The following is a 24,942-nucleotide window of genomic DNA, read 5'->3' as shown; positions in this document are numbered from 1 at the left end:
TTTCGGCATAGTCAGGGAAAAGTATTAGCATTTTGAGACTACAACAACCAAAAACCTTGCACCCCCTCAGCAATATTTAACCCTGGAAGCTTTGACAGGTAATGATTACAATTTTATTCAGCAAGTCCTAATTATTAATTATTAATTATTAATTATTGAAGACCAAAAACCTTGCGCCCCCTCAGCAATATTTAACCCTGGAAGCTTTGACAAGTAATGATTACAAATTTATTCAGCAAGTCCTAATTATTAATTATTAATTATTAATTATTAATTATTAATTATTGAAGACCAAAACCTTGCGCCCCCTCAGCAATATTTAACCCTGGAAGCCTTGACAAGTAATGATTACAAATTTATTCAGCAAGTCCTAATTATTAATTATTAATTATTAATTATTAATTATTGAAGACCTTGGCAGCGATCGAAATAAATCTGGGCAACCCGATCGCCCTCACCATATTCTAAGCATTGTTGAAATAGAGCAGCGGCTTTTGTAAATGACCTCTGATAAAATAACAAAACTGCCATTTCAAACTTCTGTTTCGTAGCTATTTTGACATCTCGTAATTCTGGCGGGTCGGTACAAAAGACTTCAAATAAAGCAACCGGTTTAGTTTTACCTTTAGCTTTCACTTGTTCAATCAATCGATAGTTGTATTCCAAGGGATTATTCAAACGTGCCAAAGTTTGATGGGTAATTAACAGAGAAACCTCATAAGTTTTGGTAAAACCTTCCACTCGCGAGGAGATATTCACCGCATCCCCGATCGCTGTTCCGTCCATACGCTTAAATCCCCCTACAGTCCCTAACATTAATCTTCCCGTATGCAAACCAATACCAATACTAATGGGTTTTAAATTCCTTTGTTGTCGCTCTGAATTGTACATTTTTAACTCCTCTAACATCGCGTTCGCTCCTTTGACAGCATCATCGGCAGAATTAGGAAACAAAGCCATAATGGCATCGCCCATATATTTATCAATAAATCCATCATGTTTTTGAATTTGCGGTTCCATATAACCGAGATATTCGTTAATAAAAGCGAAGTTTTTCGCCGGGGTCATCTGTTCGGAGATGGTTGTAAAATCACGGATATCTGAGAATAAAACTGTCATCTCCCGTTCTACTTGGTCTCCGAGTTTCACATTGACAATGCTCTTTTTCTCTAAAAAGCTGAGAAACTGCTCTGGCACAAAACGTTTGCAGGCATCATACAATCGAGCATTTTCTAAAGAGATGGCTGCTTGTGCTGCCAAAGTTCGTAACAGTGCCAAGCGTTCTTGGGTAAAAGCTCCAGTAGTAAGATTATTTTCTAGATAGATAATACCTTGGAGTTGACCTATATTGATTAAAGGGGTGCAGGCGATGGAGCGACATTGATATTTTTGAATATAAGCATCGTCCGTAAAGCTGCGATCGCCACCGTCGGTATCAGATACAAGGGAAGGACTGCTAAGAGACTTTTCTTCACCCATGGCATCGTTGAGAACTACTGTTTTACCAGTGCGGGCGACATAATTGACGATTTTTTTTGAAAGCCGTTTGAACTGATTTAAAGGAATAGCTTGCAAGAGGTAAACTTCCTGAGAGTGTTCTTTAGTTGCTTCGACGAATAAACCTTCGCCATCAGGTAAAATCAAGACTCCCCGTTGGGCACCGGCGTTTTCTACGATAATATCCATTAAAGTTGCCAGCAATTTATTGAGTACGATTTCGCTAGAAATAGCATTAGTAGACTTGATTAATGTCGCTAAATCTAACTCTGCAGTAGTGGTAGAATTGTTCGTAGTCCAGGTACTCAAGATTTTATAACCATAAGTTGTAGCAGTTGGAGATTTAAACAATTCAGGATACTTATCTTCGAGGTGTTTGATTTTTGCAGTTGCTCCCCAGCGATAATAGCAGTAATGCGCATCCCTCATGTAAACCATGGCAACTTTTTCCTGCTTCCATTCGAGATAAAATTTAGCTGCAAGTTCGTTGGCGATGGCTTCTTCTTGGATGTATTCGTTTTCTTTTGCTCCAGAAATTGCTTTGTTATATAGCTCGAGCGCTTCAGCTTTTTGCCCTAAAACTCGGCATTTTTCTGCTTCTACCAAATCTACCTTATGTTGGTGGTTCATGGGAGCATACCTTGCCCAATACTGTTGTAGTTGTCTTTGATTTTCTTCTACCGTTGCCAGAATTTGGGATATATCCTCTGAGTCTGGTGTTGCATCTGCAAGAAAAGTCAAAGAATCATATAAATAGAAGGCAGGGGTCGCAACGGTTCCGACAATAGCTTTTAAATATTGTTTGATTTCAACAGCATAGTTTTTAGCTAATGCTATTTCCCCAAACAGGTAGGAAAGCATCAACTTATGTAAATACAAACAAGACAAACCAGAAAAATTATTTGCTGCTTGTAGTTGTTCGAGTAATTTTGCTTCGAGAAGAACTTTCCCAGATAAAATATAGGGGCGATCGACTGCTCTCTGTAAATTTAAAATAGATTGTAAGTGAATTTGACACCAATTCGCAGCCATTAGTTGATTTAATCGTACCAATTTTTGATAGTAAGTACGAACTTGCTGTTCCAAGCTCTTAAGTGGTTTGCCACACCAAAAAGCATTGACACAAAAATTATAGGCGCTATATCCTGCTACTTCCAGGTTACCGACTTCCATGCTTCCTGCATGACTTTCTTGTAATAGTGGTAGGGTTTCTTTCGTATGAGATTTGCGGTGTAATGTAAATAATCCTACTACGTTTAATACATCTGGTTTGAAAGCTTTAGCATCCAGTTTAGAGACAAGTTTGAGTGCTAAATCACCAAATGCTACTCCGGTTTCTACATCCAACAAAATATTGCAGGCAACGATGCTGTAGGAAACATAAGCAAAAGCTGAAGCTGGTATATTTCCATTTTTAATAGAGAGTTTAACTGCAAAAGAAATTAGTAGTGGATACAAAGGAAAATTTGAGAAGTAAGCAGCGGGAATAATACTGTTAGTAATTTGTATGGCAGAAGCTGTTGTTGCATCTACTGCTATTGGTAAGTCAACTAAGTCAGAAATCTTTCTGTTTTCCATTAGTTGATAAATTTCTATTGTAATTTTTTGAGTATCTTTTGGTGTAGGAGTTTGAGGAAATTGAAATCCTAATTGCTGGAGATATTCTAGAGCAATTTCAATAGCTTCCTTGAGTTGAGTTTGGCTAACTTTTGATTGAATTGAAATTAGGTAAACATTAACTTTATCTAATAAAGACTGCCCTTTGGTAATAACTTTATGAATAAACTGTTCCATCTCCTCAAGAGCGCCACATAACCAAGCCAACTCAGCAGAATTATTATAGAATGATAGAGTCATTTCATATTGTCTGTGCCAAGCATTTTCTCCTAGCAAGGATAATCCTATTTTTGCATATTCCCGACTGACTTGATAAGCGCTAGCTGCTTTTGCTTTGTGACAAGCAGTCAGGTTCAGTTTCGCGATTTCGTCCCGGTCTTTTTGTTCTCTGATTAAAGTAATACCATAGTTTAATTGGTTCACTAGCTGAAAAATAGACTCTTCTACTGCTTCTGGGGGTGTTTTTTCTAGGATAACTTGTCCGATATAGTAATGGGTGATTGCATTGCGCCACTCAGGAATCAAAGCATAAGCTGCCTGTTGAATGCGGTCGTGACTGAATTGATAAGATTGAATCAAAAGGTCTTCGTCCAGTTCTGATGTAGGGACAATTAAGTTGTACTCCATCGCAATTTTTAGATATTCAAAAATTTCTTGAGGAGACTTTTGTATCATTAATTCTATTATTTTTAAGTCAAACTCTGCTCCCCAAAAAGCAGCCATAGATAAAATTTCTTGGCTATACCGGGGTAATTTTTGCAGTTTTTCTACCATCATTTCCACTACATTATCGCTAAATCTTCTGGCTTCTATTTCTTCTATATTCCATTGCCAAGTTCTTAATTGACGGTCAAATTGCAGTAAATTTTCATCAGACAATTCTTGTAAAAATTTATTGATAAAAAAGGATTTCCTCCCGTTTTTTGCCAAACTAACTCAGCTAAATAGGAGGTTCCTTGAATCTGATTGAGTGTGTCGCCGATTAAACTAGCGATTTCTTTTTGGGATAAAGGTTGTAAAGTAATTTCCTGAATTATTTTGTAGTTTTTTTGAATTATTTCGAGATAATTTAACAACGGATGACCGACATCTACTTCATTATTTCGATAAGCTCCCAACAGCAATAAATATTCTGTTTTTTCTGCAAATAATATTTGTTCTATTAGCCTTAAACTCGCTAAATCTGCCCATTGCAAATCGTCTAAAAATATAGTTAAAGGATGACTTCTTTTGCTAAATACACGAATAAAATTGCCGAAAATAAGATTAAAACGATTTTGGGATTCATTTGCTCCTAATATTGGAACTGGCGGTTGTTTGCCGATAATTAATTCGACTTCAGGAATGACATCAATAATGATTTGTCCGTTAGAACCCAATGCTTTTAAAAGTTTTTCTCGCCACCGTTGTAGTCGATCTCTACTTTCTCCCAATAGTAGCCCTATTAATCCTCTAAAAGCTCCCACAATTGCTGAATAAGGAATATTGTGTTGAAATTGGTAGAATTTCCCCGAAATAAAATAGCCACGACAGACAGTAATAGGTTTATAAAGTTCTTGGACTAGAGAGGACTTGCCGACGCCAGAATAACCAGTCACCATCATTAATTCTACTTCTCCTGTTTCCACAACTCTCTCAAATGCTTCGAGCAAAGTGGAAATCTCTTCTTCCCTTCCATACAGTTTTTGAGGAATTTGGAAGCGGTCGGAAATATCTTGTTGGCCTAGTGTGAAGGAATTAATATTCCCTGTTCCTTTTAGTTGTCGGCGACATTCTTCTAAATCTGCTTTTAACCCATCAGCACTTTGGTAACGATCCTCGGCATTTTTGGCCATTAATTTCATTACAATATCTGTAATTATTTGGGGTATTTCTATCTTGTTAAGTTTTTCTTTGCTAATAATTGCAGGTGGATTTTTGGCCAGATGACAATGTACTAATTCCAAAGCATCGGAACTTTCAAAAGGCAGTTTTCCCGACAGCATTTCATAAAATGTTACCCCCAGAGAATAAAAATCTGTACGATAGTCTAACCCTCTATTCATTCTGCCTGTTTGTTCTGGGGAAATATAAGCTAGAGTTCCTTCTAAAACATTGGGATTTTTGAGAGTAGGATTTTCTCGACTTAGTTTAGTAGAAATGCCAAAATCAATAATTTTCAGTTCTTTGGTTTCAGGATTAAAAACGATATTAGAGGGATTGATATCTTTATGAATAATATGTAGTTTGTGTATTTCTCCCAAACTCTCCGTAATAGCGATCGCCAGAAATAAAAATTCTTCAACAGAAAGCTCTTGACACTTTTCAAGCCATTGTTTGAGGGAAATTCCGCCAAAGTCTTCCAAAGCGATCGCATAACTTCTTTGATATTTTTCCAAGCTATATGCTTTAATAATACTTGGAGAGTCTAACTGGCAAGTCAGATGATATTCTTGTTTGTAACGTCTAATTTGCTCGCTGGTGGGATATTCTTGGTTAAGGAATTTGAGTATGACTGATTGCTTATTGTCAAGTCTTTGGGCACGATACACTTGAGAGTTTGTACCTTCATAGATTTGAATCAAATCTGTATATCCAGCAAGGACTACCATAATAATACAATGGGAAAAAAATTAAGGACTTTATCCATCTTATCTCAGTATTGTTATATCATGTCCATTTATCAGGAAAGGCAGAGGGCAGGAGGCAGAAGTGGTGCGACCCCGCGTCGGCGTTTCGCTGCACGACATGTTTGCGGAGCATGACAAACGGAAAAAGCTTTAGCTCTTCCGGAGGAGCCTAGACGCAAGGGAATGCGCACTCCTGTGAGGCAGAAGGGAATATTGGTTCAAAGGGAGAAGGTTTTTTATCACTAATATCATGTCCGGTTGAATAATTAGACTTTGGAGGAAGGAAGGCAGAGGGCAGAAGGCACCTATGCTCAGGACTTACGCACCAAGCGTCATATCTAGTAGGGGCGAATGCCATTCGCCCCCTACCGATAGCGTATTGTCTAAGAATTTGCGTAAGTCCTGTGTTAATTAAAACTGCTATAATTAGCGCGATAAAAAACTTTCTTCAGCTATTTGTAGCAAATATTTATCAATTTGGTATAATCAGGACTTAATCAGGACTTACGCACCAAGCGCCATATCTAGTAGGGGCGAATGGCATTTGCGCTCCGCAAAGCTCCGCTAACGCCCTCTACAGATGGCGTTTTATCTAATAGAGTTGTCGCTAAATAGAGGGAAAAAATCGCTTCAACCTAGACAGAGCAATCATTACAGGAGTCAGGAGGAGAAAGAATTACAAAGATGAGCGTAGTGATGACGATTGGAGAATTTTTTTATGTTCAATAAAACGGATTTGATATGACTCTTGTACGGGCGCAATTCGGAGCTTTGCGGAGCGCAAATGCCATTCGCCCCTACTGATACCATTTTGAAAAAAGAATGTTACAAATAATAAGCACCATAAAAAGACTTTCAGATAAAGTTTGTTTCACGAAAAAGGTAATTTGCAACATCAAAAATGGTATTAAATCTATCCATTATGCATTCTAAATTCTGTTTGCGGAGCATGACAAACGGAAATTATAATAAATACCCTAATACCAATTTGATAAGTGTTTGTTACAAATAGTAGAAGTAAGAAAGAAGGAAGAAGAAAGAAGAAGGAAATATTGAAAAAAAGGTAAAAACGATATAAATAACTATCTAAAATTCACGATATTCACTATTTTTAAGCATATCTGATCGAGTGGCACTTTTCATAGCATTCTTTTTTCAAATTGGTATAACTATTTGTAGCAAACATTTATTAATTTGGTATGACTCCTGTAGGGGCGTTAGCGGAGCTTTGCGTTAGCAAATGCCATTCGCCCCTACTGTATCCTGTATTCTGACTCCTTCTTCAATATCATACACGCGCTTCACCAAGGCCACACCTATTTAACCCAAATTCTGATGGCGACAGCGATCGAGATAACTACAGACAACCTGATCGCCTTCACCATATTCTAAGCATTCTTGAAATAGAGCTGCTGCTTCCGAAAATAACCGTTGATGAAATAAGAAGACAGCCTTTTGATACTTCTTTTTCGTCGCAATTTTTAGACGCCGTAATTCTGGCGGGTCGGCAGAAAAAACTTCAAATAAATCAACTGATTTAGTTTTTCCTTTAGCCCTCACCTTCTCAACAAATCTGAGGTCGTATGCCAAAGGATTTTTTAAACTTTTCCAAGTTTTATCGGTAATTAAAAGTGAAACTCCATAGGTTTTAGTTAAACTTTCCACTCTTGAGGAAAGATTGACCGCATCCCCGATCGCTGTCCCGTCCATACGTTCAAATCCTCCCACAGTGCCTAACATTAATTTTCCCGTATGCAAACCAATACCAATACGCAGAGGTAATAGATTCTTTTTTTCTCGGTATGAATTATATTTTTGCAACTCGTTGAGCATGGCGATCGCTCCTTTAACCGCATCGTCAGCAGAATGAGGAAACAATGCCATTATGGCATCGCCGATATATTTATCAATAAACCCACCATGTTGCTGAATAAGTGGCTCCATATAACCGAGATATTCGTTAATAAAAGCAAAGTTTTCGGCCGGGGTCATCTGTTCGGAGATAGTTGTAAAATCCCGAATATCTGAGAATAAAACGGTCATTTCTTGTTCAACTTGGTCTCCCAATTGTACATCAACAATGCTTTTTTTCTCTAAAAAACTGATAAATTGCTGGGGAACAAAACGCTTGCAAGCATCATACAACCGAGCATTTTCTAAAGAAATTGCTGCTTGTACTGCCAAAGTTCGTAGTAGTGCCAAGCGTTCTCGGGTAAAAGTTCCAGTAGTAAGATTATTTTCTAGGTAGATAATACCTTGGAGTTGACCTCTATTAACTAAAGGAGTGCAGGCGATGGACTGACATTGATATTGTTGAATATAAGTATCGTCTTTATAGTTGCCTTCACGAGTGGCATCGTTTAAAACTACAGTTTCACGAGTACGGACAACATAATGGACAATTTTTGCACAAATCCTTTCATACTTATTGAGAGGAAGCGACTGAAGTACTGAAACTTTTTCCGAGTCTGCTTCCTTGGTAGCTTCCACAAATAAATTTTCACCGCGGGGCAAAATTAAAATTCCTCGTTGCGCCCCAGCATTTTCGATAATTATATTCATTAAGGTTGCCAGTAACTTATCTAAAACAATCTCGCTAGAAATGGCATTAGTAGATTTGATCGTTGTGGCTAAGTCTAAAATTATAGCCTGAGTAGAATTGCTGGTTGTTTCAAGATCGAAAATGGTGGAATTTGCATAAGTTTTGACAGTTGAAGATTTACACAGTTGCGGATAGTTTTCTTCTAGGTGCTTGACTTTTGCCATTGCCCCCCAGCGACTATAGCAATAGTGAGCATCCATCATGTAAACTCGGGCAATTTTTTTCTGACCATAGTTAAGATAAAACTTAGCTGCAAGTTCATTTGCCAGAGCTTGTTCTTGAACGAAATCATTTTCTTTGGCCTCTGCAATAGCCCGGTCGTACATTTCCATTGCTTCAAGCTTTTGACCTAGAACTCTATATCTTTCGGCTGCTACCAAATCGACCTTATGTTGGTGATTCATAGAGGAATAATCAGCCCATTGTTGTTGCAAATGAATTTGGTTTTGTTCAACCCGTTGCAATATCTCTGATATTTCCTCAGATTCCTGACTCACATTTGCTAGAGCTGTCAAAGAATCATAGAAATAAAATCCCGGTTCCCCAAAAGACCCAGCAGCAGCCTTTAAATACTGTCGCCCTTCAACAGCAAAATTTTGAGCTGATTTTATATCCTCAAACAAATAGGAAAGCATCAGCTTATCTAAAAAAAAGATATACAACCCATATAAGTCATGGGCACATAAGAGTATGGGCAAAAATTCAATTTCTTGGATAACTTCCCCAGAAAAAATAGTGGGATTTTCTGTCACCTCTAGCAAATTTAATATTGATTGCCAATGGATGCGACAGTAATTAGCGGTTGTCAACTGATTTAATTTGATCAATCTGTTACAGTAGCTGCTAGTTTCCTGCTTCAAAGTTTCCAAGGAATAACCGCACCAAAGAGCATGGAGACAAAAAACGACAGCGCAATGTCCAGAAAAATCCTGGTTTCCAACTTCTAGAGCATTGTTATAAGTTTCTTGTAGCAGTGGTAGTGTTTCTTTGACATGGGATTTGCGGTGGAGGATAAATCCTGCCACTACTTGTAATACTTCAGGTTTGACAGTTTTGGCATTCAGTTTGGAGACAACCTGCACAGCCAACTGACCAAATTTCACCCCGGTGTTCACATCTTGTAAAAAGTTACAAGCAATAATCCCATAAGCTGCATACATCAAGGCAGAAATTGATGTATTTCCATATTTAATAGATAGCTTGACTGATGAAGAAACTATTAATGGAAACAAAAGAGGGGAGGAGATATAAGCTGCTGGGATGATGCTACTGATAATCTGCAAAATGGCAATTTTTTCACTATCTGTAGTTAGTGGTAAATGAACTAGGTCTTCAATTTCTCTGTTTCTAGTCAGCTCATCAATCTCTGCAATGCTGTCTTGAATATCTTGTTGTGTAGGATTTTCGGGAAAAGTTATACCTAACTGTTGCAATAGTTTTTGGGCAATAGCAATGGCTTCGGTAGGCTGATTTTGGGATACTTTTGAGAGAATGCTGATGCGATAAACGTTAACTTTTTCCAGTAAAGAATGTGCTTGTTCAATGACTGTATCAATCAACTTTTCCATTGCCTCCAAGTCACCGCACAGTGATGCCAATTCAACTGCTAATTCATGAAACTCTAGACTCATTTCATATTGTTGTTGCCAAGCATTTTCTCCCAACAAAGATAGTCCAATTTGAGCATATTCTCGACTTACTTCATAAGCAGCAGCAGTTTTTGCTTTGCGACAAGCGATTAAATTCAGTTGAGCTAATTCATCTCGTTGTTTTTGGTCAATCAGAAAACAAGTTCCATAGTTTAATTGACCGACTAATTCAAAAATACGATCTTCTCTAGTTTCGGGGGGTAGATTTTCGAGCAACAGTTGTCCAATGCGATAATGAGTTATTTGTTTATGTTCATCAGCAATTAGAGCATAAGCTGCCTGTTGAATCCGGTCGTGACTAAATTTATAAGATTGAATTAGCAGGTTTTCATCTAGTTCGGAGCGGGGAAAAATTAAGTCGCGATCGATAGCAAATTTTAGCCATTCAAAAGTTTCTTGAGGGGTTTTTTTGACCACTAAATTCATTATTTGCAGCTCAAATTCTGCTCCACAACAAGCAGCCATAGATAAAATTTCTTGACTAGACTGAGGTAATTTTTGCAGTTTTTTTACCATTAATTCTACTACATTATCGCTAAATCCTCTCCCTTTAATTCCTTCTAAGTTCCATTGCCAAATTCTTGATTGACGATTAAATTGTAGTAAGTTTTCAGCATACAATGTTTGTAAAAATTCATTCACAAAGAAAGGATTTCCTGCCGTTTTTTGCCAAACTAATTCTGCTAAATAATTGTTTCCTTGGGTTTGCTGGAGAGTATCACCGATTAAACAAGCAATTTGTTTTAGGCATAAAGGTTGTAAAGTAATTTGGTTAATTGTATTGTTATTTTGGCGAATTTTTTCGAGAGAATTCAGCAAAGGATGACCTGCTCCTACTTCATTATCTCTATAAGCACCTAATAATAATAAGTATTGTGTTTGACCTTCGATTAAAATTCGTTCAAGCAGTTTTAATGTTGCCAAATCTGCCCATTGCAAATCGTCTAAGAAGAGGGTTAAAGGGTGTTCTTTATGGCAGAAAACACCAATAAAATTTTTGATAACGAGATTAAAACGGTTTTGTGTTTCATTTGCTCCTAATACTGGAACTGGGGGTTGTGGGCCGATAATTAGTTCGATTTCAGGAATGACATCTATAATAATTTGTCCGTTAGAACCTAGAGCTTTTAAGAGTTTGTTTCGCCAGAGTTGCAGTTTAGCTTCACTTTCTCCTAATAATTGCCCAATTAATCCTTGAAAAGCTGCCACGATGGCTGAATAGGGTATATTCCGTTGAAATTGGTCAAATTTTCCAGAAATAAAATAACCCCGACGGGCAGTAATGGGTTTATAAAGTTCTTGGACTAAAGAGGATTTGCCGATGCCGGAATAACCTGCCACCATCATTAATTCTACTTTTCCTGTTTCGGCAACTCTCTCAAATGCTGCGAGCAAAGTGGAAATCTCTTTTTCCCTTCCGTACAGTTTTTGGGGAATTTGAAAGCGGTCGGAAATATCCTTTTCTCCTAGTGGAAAAAAAGAAATATTTTCTGTTTCTTTTAGTTGGTGACGACACTCTTCTAAATCTGCTTTTAACCCATCAGCACTTTGGTAACGATCCTCGGCATTTTTGGCCATTAATTTCATCACAACATCTGCAATTATTGGGGGTATTTTTATCTGGTTAAGTTTTTCTTTGCTAATAATTGCTGGTGGATTTTTGGCCAGATGACAATGTACTAATTCTAAAGCATCGGAACTTTCAAAAGGCAGTTGTCCCGACAGCATTTCATAAAATGTTACCCCCAGGGAATAAAAATCTGTGCGATAATCTAATCCTCTATTCATTCTCCCTGTTTGTTCTGGGGAAATATAAGCTAGAGTTCCTTCTAACAGGTGAGGATTTTTGAGAGTAGGATTTTCCCTACTTAGTTGGGTAGCAATGCCAAAGTCGATGATTTTTAGTTCTTGAGTTTCGGGATTAAAAACTATATTAGAGGGATTAATATCTTTATGAATAATATGTTGAGCATGAATTTCTCCTAAACTTTCAGTAATAGCGATCGCCAGGAATAAAAATTCTGAGAGGGAGAGTTTTTGGCGTTCTTTGAGCCATTGTTTCAGCGCAATTCCGCCAAAGTCTTCAAAAGTAATTGCGTAGCTTCTGTTCCATTCTTCAAAGCTATATGCTTTGACTATTCTGGGGGAGTCTACTTGGCAAGTGAGATGATATTCTTGTTTATAACGTCGAATTTGCTCCGAAGTGGGATACTCTTGGTCGAGACATTTCAGGATGACCAGTTGGTTATTATCAGCTAGTCGAGCACGATACACTTGGGAGTTTGAACTATTATGAATTTGAATCAAGTTTGTGTATTTAGCAAGAACGACCATAAAAGTAACACAGTATTAGGCAGTTTATTTATTGTATAGCAGTCTAGTTAATCTAGGGGCATTAGTTCAAGAATTTAGAATTAAGAATTAAGAATTTAGAATTACCTCTCCTTGAAAAGAAGAGGATTGATATCAAATCCGGTTAAACAGCCATAGAATGGTTAAGTTAGGAGGAGTCAACCCACCCCTAGCCCCTCCCAACCCACCCCTAGCCCCTCCCAGGAGGGGAAGTCAGGAGACAGGAGTCAGGAGGAGAAAGAATTACAAAGATGAGGGTAGTTATGACGATTGAAGATTTTTTTATGTCCAATTAAACGGATTTGATATGACTAATCATGAAAATTTTTATTTATTATCCCCTTCAAAGGGGAGGCTTTAAACCACAATATTTCGGTGAGGTCGATGTGTGTATGCGATCGTCACGACCTTGTCGAAGCTGATCGGATTTTGTGGTTTCAAGAATTAAGAATTTAGGCGTTGCTGAATTGAAGTATGAATGCGCGATTGTTTGGTTCTGGTCAAGCCCCCTAAATCCCCCGTTCAACAAAAAGCGCAGCAACATCTGGCTTCCCCCTTTTCAAGGGGGACGGGAGGGGATCACGGGGGACTTTAGAGTTTTATTCCCCCAAAATTGGGGGCTAGGGGGCTTGCATCATACGAGGATTGACAAAGAGATGAAAATTTTTATTTATTATCCCCGATCAAGGAGAGGCTTTAAACCACAATATTTAGGTAATATCAAATCCGGGCAAGGGTAGAGGGGTTATTATACAATCTCTTTATTATTCGTCATGAGTCACTTGCCAGCAGTCAGTAGTCTATAGAGGAAAAAGTTTTTTTATTACTAATTATTCGTATAGTAATATTACACTAAAAATCATAAATTATTTGTAGTTAATGTTACACCTCAAACAATCTCTCTTAACAGAGATTATCCAAACCAATATCATAATTTAGGGCAGTACAACAACAGGAAGTATTGAAAAATACCTCTTTTTTTGCTTTCCAAAAAACTTCAGGATCGATAGTCAATGCATTAAATATTTATATTTTGATAAAAAAATTTTAATAATTAGAAATAAATGTTTACTTAAACCTCTAGAAAAGAGTAATTAATTTAACTAAACTCAAAAGTAGAAAAATTATATCCTCCTAAATATAATGCAAGAATGGGATAAAATTTAACTAATATCTGGTTTTTAGCAAGATTAACTTGCCAAATAATTCAGCTTCACCGAAAAACTGGGTAGTTACGCCTCGTCCTTCAAGGGCGACTTTTGATTTAATACCCATAAATATGCCATACTATTGTTAATTAAAAACAACAACAATGAAAGCCAGGTACAAATATCAAATTTATCCAATAGTTGGACAAAAACACCAATGAACAAAGCTATTTGGTTGTGCCTGCACAGTCTGGAACAATAGCCTAGCTTGTTGTCAGGAAAAGTATATTTTAGGTCAGAAAAAACTAAGTAACTCTGAACTACAAAAACTATTTATTACTCAAGCAAAAAAAACACAAAATAGGGAATGGTTATCAGAAGCTTCTATAGTCCCATGACAACAATCATTAAATGACTTAAACTAGGCTTACCAAAACTTTTTTAATGTACGGACGTTGCATGCAACGTCTCTAGGTAAAAGAAAAGGTAAAGCAATTAAACCTCCCAGATTCAAAAAAACGCAGGTCAAAACAAACTGTCAGGTTTACCTTAAGAGGGTGTCAAAGCTACAAACAATTCTTAACTGAAAAGTGAGGCCAAAGATTCAGAAGTAAAAGAAAAACTAAACAGGAGTAAGTGGGAACGATGGAAGTTAATCAAGCTATAAATAAATCTAATTATGAGCATTACCAGATAGACAAAATGGTAGTATCTTTCATGGAAAAGAATCACGATTTACAAAAGGTAATGAGCCAGGGCAAGGTAATAGCAGAACGTCGCTTACTAGAAGTAATGCTGCGAAAAACCCTCAAAGAACTATCTGATATCAAATTTGCTATAGATCAAGCAGCGATCGTTGCCATTACAGACCAAAAAGGTATTATTCAATATGTGAATGATAAAGTTTATGAAATATCCAAATATTCCAAGGAAGAATTAATCGGAAAAACTCATCGCGTGCTTAATTCTAAACATCATCCCCCAAAGTTTTTTAAAGACTTGTGGCTTACTATTAGCTCTGGTAGCGTGTGGAGAGGAGAAATTAAAAATAAGGCTAAAGATGGTAGTTATTATTGGGTTGATACAACGATCGTACCTTTTTTAAACAACTTTGGAAAACCTTATCAATACTTAGCAATTAGATTTGATATCACCGAACGCAAACGAATAGAAGAAGCACTACAAGAAAGTCAAAAACACAACCAGAGTCTTCTCAATGCTATTCCCGACTTAATGTTACGCCTCGACTCACAAGGAGTTTTTCTCGACTTCTACCCATCAAAAGATGATGAAAATGTCCTCAAAGGATCGGATGTAGTAGGAAAAACTATAGAAGAAATATTTCCCCAAGATTTAGCTGTTTGGACTCGACACTATTTAAAGCTTACTCTCAGCACCGATAAAGTGCAAGCAGGAGAATATTCTACTATTATTAATCATAAGCTCTATTATTATGAAGCTCGTTATGTCAAAAGTGGTAAAGATGAAGTCCTAGCAATTATTCGTGATATCACAGAACGAAAACAAGGAGAAATTGCACTACGAGAATCAGAAAAACGCGAACGAGAAAGAGCATTGCAATTAGAAAAAGCTTTAAAAGAATTGCAAAAGACTCAAATTCAATTAGTACAAGCAGAAAAAATGTCTGGTCTAGGTCAAATGGTTGCTGGTATTGCCCATGAAATTAATAATCCAATTAGCTTTATATACGGCAATATTTTGCATATAAATGAGTACATTAGAGACTTAGTACATTTACTGAATTTGTATCGGCAAAACTATCAAGATCCAATTCCAGAAATTCAAGATTTTGCCGAAGACTGTGATGCAGATTTCTTGATTGAAGATTTGCCGAAAATAATCGATTCAATGAATATAGGAGCAAACAGAATTAGAGAGTTAGTTTTATCTTTACGAAATTTCTCTCGCTTAGATGAATCAGAGATGAAAAAAGTAGATATTCACTCTGGTATAGACAGCACTTTATTAATTTTACAACATCGTCTTAAGGCTACAGAAAAAAGACAAGATATAACGTTAGTCAAAGACTATGGAAATTTACCTATGATTGAGTGTTCTCCTAGTCAGTTAAATCAAGTATTTATGAATATTATTGCTAATGCAATAGATGCTTTTGAAGAACAAGAAAAACCAGGAATTATTACTATCAAAACAGAAAAAGTTCAGAAATCAGACACAGGAGTAAATCAGGATTTTATCAAAATTTCCCTTTCTGATAATGGGCATGGTATTAGCGAATCTATTCAAAATCGTATTTTTGACCCGTTTTTTACAACAAAACCAGTGGGGAAGGGTACAGGTCTAGGACTATCAATTTCTCACCAAATTGTTGTCGAAAAACATCAGGGAGAACTGAGGTGTATATCTAATCAAAATGAAGGTACATTATTTGAAATCTTAATTCCAGTTAAGGCCGGAAATTGAAGAAGGTGTTCAACAATTAATAATTAATAATTAATTATTAACAATTACCGTAAGCATTTCCTGCGGAATGCTGCACAAACAGCTATCAGCTATTGCTTTTAGTTTTAAATAAAAGCTTTACTAATTGAGTCAGAATTTATACTTACTATAAAAGCTGGCTGAAACAGTCTATATTCATTAAAATTCCCGTAAGCATTCAGCGATTAGCAGTCAGCTATCAGCAAACCCTAATTATTCATTACTTCTAAGATTTAGGAAGGGGACTTTAACAGTAACTTTTATTCTGTCTCATTTCTCAATTATTTTTACCTTCCCCAAAATTAATAGCTGATAGCTGATAGCTGACGGCTGAATGCTTACAAATTCCCTTATGAGAGCTGAGAGCTGACGGCTGAACGCTTACATCCTTACAAAACTTTATTATTACTAATTAAATCACGGCATTACTAAGGGGCGGGATGAATATAAGTGGTAATACCAATTCCCATGCATTATTGCTATACTTGGGCAATACTTCAGTTGTTAACTGATCGGTACAAGCAAAATCACTTTGCATGCTAATTTCAGCTTGCGTTAATGTTAATTATTCTTATGTTTACTTCTCCCCCACTCCCCCACTCCCCATTTCCCCTCCCAGGAGGGGTTAGGGTGGGTCCCCTACTCAACAAAATGTAGAAAAGTTTTTGAGAAATGATATAAGTGGGGGCAAGCATCCTGCCTGCCCCATCCTGCCTGTCCCGAAAATATCAGGAACGGGAAAATATTAGGAACGGGCAAGATGCCCATTCCACTTCCACAAAACTATTAAAATCATCCCGCATTTATGCAACACGGAAATGACCAGTATTTGAAGAAATTTAAGTAATATAAATACTCAACTTTATCTGTTGGTATTGCCTCAACTAAATCCAAAATATCGTCAAAATTCATCTAGATACTTTGACCAAAAAATAAGGTCTCAAGCCTCCCCTTTCAAGGGGATAAAAGCGGTCGCTAGCGGAGCTTCCCGAAGGGTGGGATGGCGAGGAAACCTCGCCATATCCATGAGACCAAGAGAAAATAAAATTCAATATTTCAATCCCGATGCTTTCCTAGGTCATGCTGCGCAAACAGGCAGAGGTACTGATAGCGTAGCTCCGACCATAGGAGGCTAACTGATAACTGATAACTGATAACTGAAATGACGGTTTATAGGTATATTTATCTAACAATAATTGCAAATATTTTCTAATAAATAAATACACAAAAAAGCTCTAATCAAGTATCACAAATAAAACTAAAAAAGTATAAAAACTACTTTTTTGCCATAGTAAATAGCTATTATATAAGAAGATGGAACAAAGCAAAACAAAACATTCAGTCTATTAATTAAAGGAGAAGAACTGATGGCAGCATTAACAGCTTTAACTAAAGGTGGTACAGCTTGGACTCCTCAGTATGTTGAATCTATTGACATGAATAAATGCCTAGGTTGTGGTCGTTGTTTTAAAGTTTGTCATAGAAATGTTCTAGAACTTAGACCCATCAACGAACATGGAGAATTTGTCGATGATGATGATGATGATGATGATGAAGTACTACGGAAAGTAATGACTATTACTAATGCAGATGACTGTATCGGATGTGAAGCTTGCGCTAACATTTGTGGTAAGAAATGCTTTACTCATGCTCCTGCAGCTGTATGAGTTCGGAATAATATCAACTCAGAAATATTAATATAGAAGTTTGTGGAGTATCAGCTTCAGGTGTGTTAGTGAAATTATTCACCCAAAGTCTGAACTCCCTGATTTTTTTGTCTCACTTTGTCAAAGTATAGTGCTACGCGCAAGTCAATACAGTAAAAATTTACCCTACAAAATACCATCACCATAAAAAATTGGGCGTTGCATAAATGCGCTTGGGATTTTAATAGTTTTGTGGAATGGGCATCTTGCCCGTTCCTGATATTTTCACTCCTTGGCAGGATGCCTGCCTCCACATATCTTCACTCCTTGGCAGGGACAGGCAGGATGAGGACAGGCAGGATGCCTGCCCCTACTTAACTTACCACTTATATTTATCCCGCCCCTCAGCAATGCCAAAATTGTATGGGTCAAGCTACTTAAATAACACAGACATTAGTGTAGTGTGATTCTCCGCTATCTACCAGCCTTATACTTATATAGCAGGCAACAAGAGTGTTAAGCCTTACCGTCAAGCGCAAAACAGATTAGCGCGCGTTACAACGACCACTGAGTAGGAAAATTAAGTATTCAAGCAATTGGTACAAAGCAGTAGTCAAGCTAGCCAAACAACATAGACGAGTAGCTAACATCCGTAAAGACGCACTTCATAAATTGACAACTTACTTAGCCAAAAACCACGGCACTGTTGTGATTGAAGTATGACAATGTGTCTGGTATGTTTCGCTGCGCGACATGAAAAGCCAACCAGAAACTAGCCAAATCAATAAGTAGACAGTGCTTTTATGAGTTTAGAAGACAGCTTGAATACAAGTGTCAATGGTACGGCTGTGAATTAGTAGTAGTAGACAGATTTTTTCCATCATCTAAAACTTGCTCTAATTGTGGTCATGTACAGGATATGACGAGTGAATATCAGAACTTATGACTGCCCAGAATGTGGTCTATCAATAGACCGAGACTTAAATGCCTCAATTAATTTAAGAAAGCGAGTGCTAATTGATGAGGTCCCCTCAGAATGCAAGACGCACTCAAGAGATGCGGTCAGCTTGACCGTTGATGCCTGTGGACGGAGTACTGCCGACAGTTCCGGTGGAAGCAGGAAGTAAACATTAAAATATCGCTATATGACGTTTTATATCAGTTTTATGAAGCAGTTGAGTATCTACACATCTAAAGATGTGGAAGTCTTTCTAGTTTCTAACCTATCACAGAATAAACTGTTAGTTATTTGACAGGAAAAGATTTTACAAAAAAGTAATATATTTTTATTAGCAGTAACTATATATCTGGTCAGACAAACTTATATTTTTATGTCTAGTTCTGGCCAGATTAACTGTTAAGAATACAGGCTTAAGTTAAATCCGGTTCTTCATGCTTTCTATAGAAGAAACCATAATCATTCAATTACTAAGCAGGAATATTTTACTCTAGCTTACTTGAATTATAGCGTAGCAGACTACAATAGACAAATTTTTGTCTGATTCTATAGTCATAGCTCATCTTCTCAATTTAGAGGGTTTTAAAAAGCGGATTATATATAGTGCAGCTAAGTTGCATTAAATTGTCAAACTGAGGTAGCTGTTATGCCTGCTAAAGATTTTCTGAGTTCAATGCAAAAGAAAAGATTGCAAAAAGCCTTACAAGAAGGTAATTGCTCTCATTTCCGAGAACGAGTATTGATGTTACTTCTATTAAATGACGGAAAAACTTATTCAGAAATTTCTGCATTTATAGGTTGCTCTTATAGAACAGTTGCTTATTGGTGTGTACATGGAGACCCAGACCAATTAGATAGTTTACGAGATCGACGAGAGCATGGTAACTTTCGCAAAGCTACAGAAGAATACATTCAATTATTAATAGAAGTCAGCAAAAAATCTCCTCATCAGTTAGGTTTTGAATGTCAATACTGGAGTGGAGAACGTTTAGCAAATTATCTTGCTGAAAAGACAGGAATTAAACTTAGTGGTACTCAAGTCAGGAGAATTCTTAAACAAAAAAAGATTCACCTTACAAGAGGAAAATTACAAGTTGGTCATCGAACAAATACTACAAATGATCGACTAAAATGTTAGGTATTTATCTCATTTCTAAAAATATAAACAGTTGACTGATGGGGTTAAATGCAGACAAATTTGCCTGTAAAATATTTGTTTAGCATTTTTCCTTAATTTTTTTATTGTAAAATAGCAATAAAATGATAATTATTATTATTAACTATTGCAAGTTAAATGTCTAACCAGAAAATTCCTATAATTACTCAATTATAAAAAATAAAAAGAATATTAATTTGCTTATTATGAACATCTAATTTCAAAAATTTATGAAATATTAATCCTTATTATTAAGCGTCAATTAAGCTTAAGTGAAAATACTTAAATCAACAATAGACAAAAGATTTGAGTGATTCACTTCTATGTATAGTTAGTTATATAGCAATCAGGACATCATTATGATTAGTCAGCTAAATCAACTGACAGATGACGAGTAGTATAACTAACACAAACTTCTCAACAGCTATAACAGGGGGGTGCTATGACTCACAAAATGACTGAAAACTGTAACTTATGTGCTACCTGTGTACCCCAAATTCACTGCCCAACAGGTGCAATAACTATAGAAGATGAACAATACTCCATTAATCCTGAATTATGTAATAGCTGTGAGGGTTATTACGAAGAACCTCAGTGCGTAATTCACTGTTCTATTAGCAGTCCTGTTCCCACCAAAGCCAAAAAAGGTAGATATAAAGCTGAGACAAGAACACCCACAAGCTCTAATTTATTTCCCAATGGCAAGCATAGTCCTTTTGCTTCTTCTATCGCCGTCTGGGAAGCTTGCAACATTCTGACGCAAAGAGAATCATTACCTTGGACAGTGAATGCAGAAGGTAAACTAATTTATCAACGTTCTATTAAACAAGGTCAGGGGTCAATCAGCTTCAGCATCAAAGATGTCGAGTACTCATCTAAAATTATAAATGATGGTGTCATCAAAGTCACAGATATACCAGCAATGGATATCAGAGCAGCTTGTATGCACCTAATTTATGCTGCCCATGCAACAGTTATAGACAAACCATGGGAGCAAGAATTTGTGATCGATGACCAACAAATTGAAAGATACTTGGGGTTAGAAAAACGCAAAGACTTATCGAAAGCAACTAAACTGAGTTTAATTAAAAACCTAGCTCAACAACCTTGTAACATTACTACTACTATTGATTGGCCTCAACAGGGCAGGATTAATGCGTTCTCATTACCAGAAGACCAATTATGGCATATCTTAGACATTCAACATCACTTTTCTGAAGATTCTACAGGATGTAAACATCTTGTTGGTCTTACCTTTAGAGTGAAAGCTGGTCTTTGGGCTAAGTATTTCCTCAATAGAGAAGATTGCAAACAGGGCAAAGCATTTTATCAATACGGCATTTTGCCTCAGTCTATATTAACTACAGTAATGAGTATCTGGCAGCAACATGAAGGTACTGCTCGAATGCTACTATGGTTATTATTCAAAACCAAAATGGGTAGGGAACAACGGTTGACTGTACCTACTCTAATGCGAGTAGCTTATGGCGAACAAAAAGTGATACGAGCATCTTCTTGTCGGGATGAGCGAAAACGACTAATTAGAACTTTTGAAAGCGATCTGGAAGTTCTCAATCATTATGGACTTCAACCCGAATTTGACCCCGAAACTTACCCCCAGGAAATTCAGCCAATGTGGGCAAAGTTAGCTGCTCTACCTGATGATGGTGAAGAAGCTTTAGATTTTTGGATTGATGATGGTAGTAAAAATACAAGATTAACAGATAACGGCCCCAGAGGTAAGTGGAATATGTTATTAAATGCTCGTATCCTCTGGTTTAAATTGCCCGAAGAATGGGATAAACACTTAGCAGATTTTGAAAAACAAAAGTTACGTTATTCTAGTAAGCGCAAAAAACCAAAAAAGCTGACTGCGATCTGTGGGGAACAGATTATGACTGCTAGAAAAAGTCAGCAGTTAAGTCAGAGACAGTTGGCAACTATGCTGGGAAAAAGTCAAAGTTGGATTAGAGATATTGAGAGTGGACGCTTTCAAGTCAAAGGTGAAGACCAAATGCTATTACAGAATGTTTTAGGTTTGGGAGGGTAATCATTAATTGAGCGCCATGATTGAATTAAACAGGACTTACGCAGAACCACCATATATAGTAGGGGCGAATGGCATTTGCGTTCCGCAAAGCTCCGAATTGCGCCCCCTACTGATAGGGTACTGTCTAAGAATTTGCGTAAGTCCTGTTAAATAGGGGACAATTTGCTTTTGCGAAGAGATGGGTAGTATGATTGTCCTCTATCTTCTACAATATGTAATTTATTAATAATTTTTCAAAATTTGATATGATTTATGATAATATCGAATATCATGTTCCCCCGGAGGGGGAGCTACGCTAACGGATCATCAGTTATAAAAAAAACTTCTGGCCTTGAACCAATATTCCCTACTGCCTCCAGCATTCCCCTCCTGGGAGGGGTTAGGGGTGGGTTGCCTTCTGCCTTCGGACCTCCAAAGTGTAAGTATTCAACCGAACATGATATAAGATTATAAACATAATGTGTAGGGGCGAATGGCCATTCGCCCCCACAATCTTATAATGCTGAATAACATGAATGCTACCGGATTTGATATCAAGCCACTGCCTCAACAATATCAAAGTTGCTAGAAGTTAAAGGTGAAGGACTAAATGAGACAGATGCAAACTGTCCTCCCGAACCAAAACCAGGCTCAACACCATTTTCGTTATAATACAATTCTCCGCCTACATTAACAATTGTCCCATCTAGTGTTTCGGCCTCAGATAGCGTGGATGCTTCAGCAAAAAAGTTACTGGCATCTACTGCAGTAAAAGTGGTTTGAGACAGTTGGATTTTGTCGTTAGGTTTAAAGAAACTAATTTGATCTACTCCAAGTTCTAAAACACCGTATTCAGCTCCAGTGTCAAAGACATAGGTATCACTATCGCTCAATGTGGAATCTAAGCCACCATCTAATATGTCATCGCCATCATCTCCTTGCAAAATGTCGTTGCCGACCCCAGCTATTAAGGTATCATCTCCACTACCGCCAATCAGAGTATCGGGGCCATTATTTCCCTCCATATAATCAGCGCCACCGCCACCAGAAACAGTATCAGAACCCGCTCCTCCGTAAAGGAAGTCAGGGTCTGACCCGCCGTCAAGGACATCATTACCACCGTATCCGAAAATCTCGTCCTCCCCGTCTACTCCAAAGATCGTATCGTCACCACCGTTACCAATGAGAGTATCTGCACCTCCGAAACCGGTAATTGTATCATCACCATCTGTTCCTTCTATTCTCTGGCCTTCTTCAACGATAGGAGTTTCTATCGCTGCGAGGATCGCATCTACTACTTCGGAAGCATTGGCAGGATTAAAAAATTCTCCTCCGGTTTCAGTAGCGAGGTTTTGAAAATCGGTCAAAGCAGCAGAATTGCTGCCAATTAGAATGGTGAATATTTCCACAGGAACTGTTGTCGAAGTGCCGTCAGATTCTGTCGTTTGTAAGGCAAAGCGCGTGACTGCCAAGTCCTCATTAACGCTGCTGGTCTCAATATCCCCTGCAATTGACGACATAGAAAGGCTGCTGCCAGAAGTAGAAACCCCCACATCGGATGCTAGCTCTAACACCTGAGACAGCAGTTCGGGGTCGTTAGCAGGTTCGTCGCCAAATAGAAATATCCGTCGGGCGATCGCTTCTGAACGCCAGTCTCCCGCATTGCCTGAAAGTGAGTGAATCAAAGCGCCATTCATTGGCTCATAACCGCCACTAATTGAAATGCTATTGATGGCATTTATGGCTGCAGTTTTTCGGTCTTCGATTTTTGGCTGGTCGGTGAAGGAAAGATAAGTTGTTGGTCCGGAGTCATTATATCCAACAACGGATATCCGAGAATCAAGAGAGGTACTATCGCTATTGAAAATGGCATTAACGATTTGACTGGCACTAGCTTTTACCGCCTGGATATCGTCGCTCATGCTACCAGTTCTATCGATGACGAAAGAGATATCTTGCGCCGGACCGATGGGCTCCTTTTCGTCTGAAAATTGTGCAAATTCTACCTCTTCTAAGATATCAGTACCGTCGCGGTCTCCCACTGTGTCAGCGATCTTGACAGAGCCGTTGGTTAGAAATTCAATGTTGTAGTCTGCTTTTGGACCTTCATAGACGGACACATCGTTTGACCCTAGTAACGATCCTGACATTGTGTCATTGTCCTTGCCACCAATTAAAGTCTTATCACCTAGAGTACTTTGAAGTACTGTGTCGTTTCCACTACCACCGATAAAAACAGCAGCATCTTGCAAAAAAGGTTCAAGCTTTGGAGCATTAAATCCTAATTCAGAAAGTTCATCTGCTTCTTGCGTACCATAAATAATCGGTTGGTTTTTGTCATCTAGGAATTTAGTCACGCCATCATCAAATAAATCATCTGTCAGTTTATTTATTTCGATCCTTAACTCATTTGCTTTAGCGGGATTCAAAATATTAACTTCAGTAAATGATTCTTTTGTCAGAACATCACTGTAATAATCTGAGCTATCGTATGATGGATCTCTGGGAATTAAGTCCTCATTAACATAATCAAAATATATTGTTCGACCAATTTTAGAGGGATCTACGTTTGGCTCAAGAATTGTATTACCCAGATTAGTAAAAAAACTACCCCCCTCAAAATCAAAGTTATCCCGGTCTATAATACCATCAGGACCAGAAAAATCTGGTTCTTCTTCATATTCCCGAGGCTCAATGGCGAAATTTATTATCTCCTTTGAACCGTCAGTATTAACCTTAAATTCTGCATCGTCGGAAATCTTATATTCTTGCGTGTTATAAAGGTAAACTCGTTCTGCATAGTCATCATTTCCATCTCGCCAGTTATAATGCTTCATCTTCCAGCCATAACTGTCCAACCCAAATTCTTGTCCTACTTGTGCTTTATTATAAGTTCCAGCAGGTTTAGAAAATTCCTCGAAAAACTTTTGTACCAGTTCAAACTGAGGCCCAATAGCAAACCTCCCAACAGTCTCCATAAACTGTGTCGCAGAAATTGGAAGAATAATAGGATCGGCTACAGAGGCAGGTCGAATCCACTTTTCATCTACCAGATCCTGGTTACTTGGAGTTGTTTCCTGTCCGTACAAGTACCAATTTGTTATTTCATTTACTGCTAACGGTTTATCCGGTGCTGTCGGTCCTAAGGGTCCTGTTACCATGATTTTATTGCTCCTATGTATATTGACTAGAAATTTACACTTTGAATGTAGTTGA

General features: G+C 37.6%; 11 protein-coding genes. 7 read left to right on the top strand and 4 right to left on the bottom strand.

Translation table 11 applies throughout. The features are described from left to right. Positions 1-402: 402 nt before the first annotated feature. The 3 genes from SAGCYANO_RS25400 to SAGCYANO_RS25395 form a co-directional block, all read right to left on the bottom strand. Positions 403-3,993, bottom strand: coding sequence for an adenylate/guanylate cyclase domain-containing protein (locus tag SAGCYANO_RS25400; RefSeq protein ID WP_237396671.1), 3,591 nt, complete (start codon positions 3,991-3,993; stop codon positions 403-405). Then, positions 3,954-5,678, bottom strand: coding sequence for an AAA family ATPase (locus SAGCYANO_RS45610; RefSeq protein WP_237396670.1), 1,725 nt, complete (start codon positions 5,676-5,678; stop codon positions 3,954-3,956). Before SAGCYANO_RS45610 ends, SAGCYANO_RS25400 begins: the two co-directional genes overlap by 40 nt. A 1,365-nt stretch (positions 5,679-7,043) precedes the next feature. Beyond that, positions 7,044-12,308: an AAA family ATPase gene (locus SAGCYANO_RS25395; RefSeq protein WP_202222636.1), complete on the bottom strand. Its 5,265-nt coding sequence runs from the start codon at positions 12,306-12,308 to the stop codon at positions 7,044-7,046. A 1,811-nt stretch (positions 12,309-14,119) separates the two neighbouring features. Here SAGCYANO_RS25395 and SAGCYANO_RS25390 point away from each other — a divergent pair. From SAGCYANO_RS25390 to SAGCYANO_RS25360, 7 genes are all read left to right on the top strand, one after another. Beyond that, a complete protein-coding gene (locus SAGCYANO_RS25390; RefSeq protein ID WP_202222635.1) occupies positions 14,120-15,919 on the top strand; it encodes a PAS domain S-box protein in 1,800 nt (599 codons plus the stop codon). Between the two features lie 1,385 nt (positions 15,920-17,304). Beyond that, positions 17,305-17,604 carry a ferredoxin III, nif-specific gene (fdxB, locus tag SAGCYANO_RS25385; RefSeq protein WP_202222634.1) on the top strand — a complete coding sequence of 100 codons (300 nt, stop codon included), beginning with the start codon at positions 17,305-17,307 and terminating at the stop codon, positions 17,602-17,604. Positions 17,605-18,150: 546 nt separating this feature from the next. Then, entirely contained in the window at positions 18,151-18,306 is a 156-nt protein-coding gene (locus SAGCYANO_RS25380) for a transposase (protein ID WP_202222640.1), read from the top strand. 61 nt (positions 18,307-18,367) lie between these two features. After that, a complete protein-coding gene (locus SAGCYANO_RS48040; protein WP_202222639.1) occupies positions 18,368-18,529 on the top strand; it encodes a zinc ribbon domain-containing protein in 162 nt (53 codons plus the stop codon). After that, the gene (locus tag SAGCYANO_RS48035; protein ID WP_202222633.1) at positions 18,510-18,710 is read left to right on the top strand and encodes a zinc ribbon domain-containing protein; all 201 of its coding nucleotides are present in this window, start codon (positions 18,510-18,512) and stop codon (positions 18,708-18,710) included. The genes SAGCYANO_RS48040 and SAGCYANO_RS48035 overlap by 20 nt, the downstream gene beginning before the upstream one ends. A gap of 477 nt (positions 18,711-19,187) precedes the next feature. Beyond that, complete coding sequence (locus SAGCYANO_RS25365) at positions 19,188-19,679, top strand: helix-turn-helix domain-containing protein (protein WP_202222632.1); 492 nt, start codon at positions 19,188-19,190, stop codon at positions 19,677-19,679. A 472-nt stretch (positions 19,680-20,151) separates the two neighbouring features. Next, positions 20,152-21,747 (top strand): helix-turn-helix domain-containing protein, encoded by a 1,596-nt coding sequence (locus tag SAGCYANO_RS25360; RefSeq protein ID WP_307785969.1) that lies wholly within the window; start codon positions 20,152-20,154, stop codon positions 21,745-21,747. A 533-nt stretch (positions 21,748-22,280) separates the two neighbouring features. Here SAGCYANO_RS25360 and SAGCYANO_RS25355 read toward each other — a convergent pair. Beyond that, a complete protein-coding gene (locus SAGCYANO_RS25355) occupies positions 22,281-24,887 on the bottom strand; it encodes a VWA domain-containing protein (RefSeq protein WP_202222630.1) in 2,607 nt (868 codons plus the stop codon). Between the last annotated feature and the right edge of the window lie 55 nt (positions 24,888-24,942).

The sequence above is a fragment of the Okeania sp. KiyG1 genome (genome assembly GCF_014132355.1).
Classification (GTDB): Bacteria; Cyanobacteriota; Cyanobacteriia; order Cyanobacteriales; family Microcoleaceae; genus Okeania.
Note: the sequence above shows the minus strand (reverse complement) of the source record. Positions and strands in the feature narration are given on the sequence as shown.

Excerpts from the sequence above, each read along its gene's own strand:
- SAGCYANO_RS25395 (WP_202222636.1), bottom strand. The coding sequence starts at position 12,308 with ATGGTCGTTCTTGCTAAATACACAAACTTGATTCAAATTCATAATAGT.
- SAGCYANO_RS25390 (WP_202222635.1), top strand. The coding sequence starts at position 14,120 with ATGGAAGTTAATCAAGCTATAAATAAATCTAATTATGAGCATTACCAG.
- fdxB (WP_202222634.1), top strand. The coding sequence starts at position 17,305 with ATGGCAGCATTAACAGCTTTAACTAAAGGTGGTACAGCTTGGACTCCT.
- SAGCYANO_RS25365 (WP_202222632.1), top strand. The coding sequence starts at position 19,188 with ATGCCTGCTAAAGATTTTCTGAGTTCAATGCAAAAGAAAAGATTGCAA.
- SAGCYANO_RS25360 (WP_307785969.1), top strand. The coding sequence starts at position 20,152 with ATGACTGAAAACTGTAACTTATGTGCTACCTGTGTACCCCAAATTCAC.
- SAGCYANO_RS25355 (WP_202222630.1), bottom strand. The coding sequence starts at position 24,887 with ATGGTAACAGGACCCTTAGGACCGACAGCACCGGATAAACCGTTAGCA.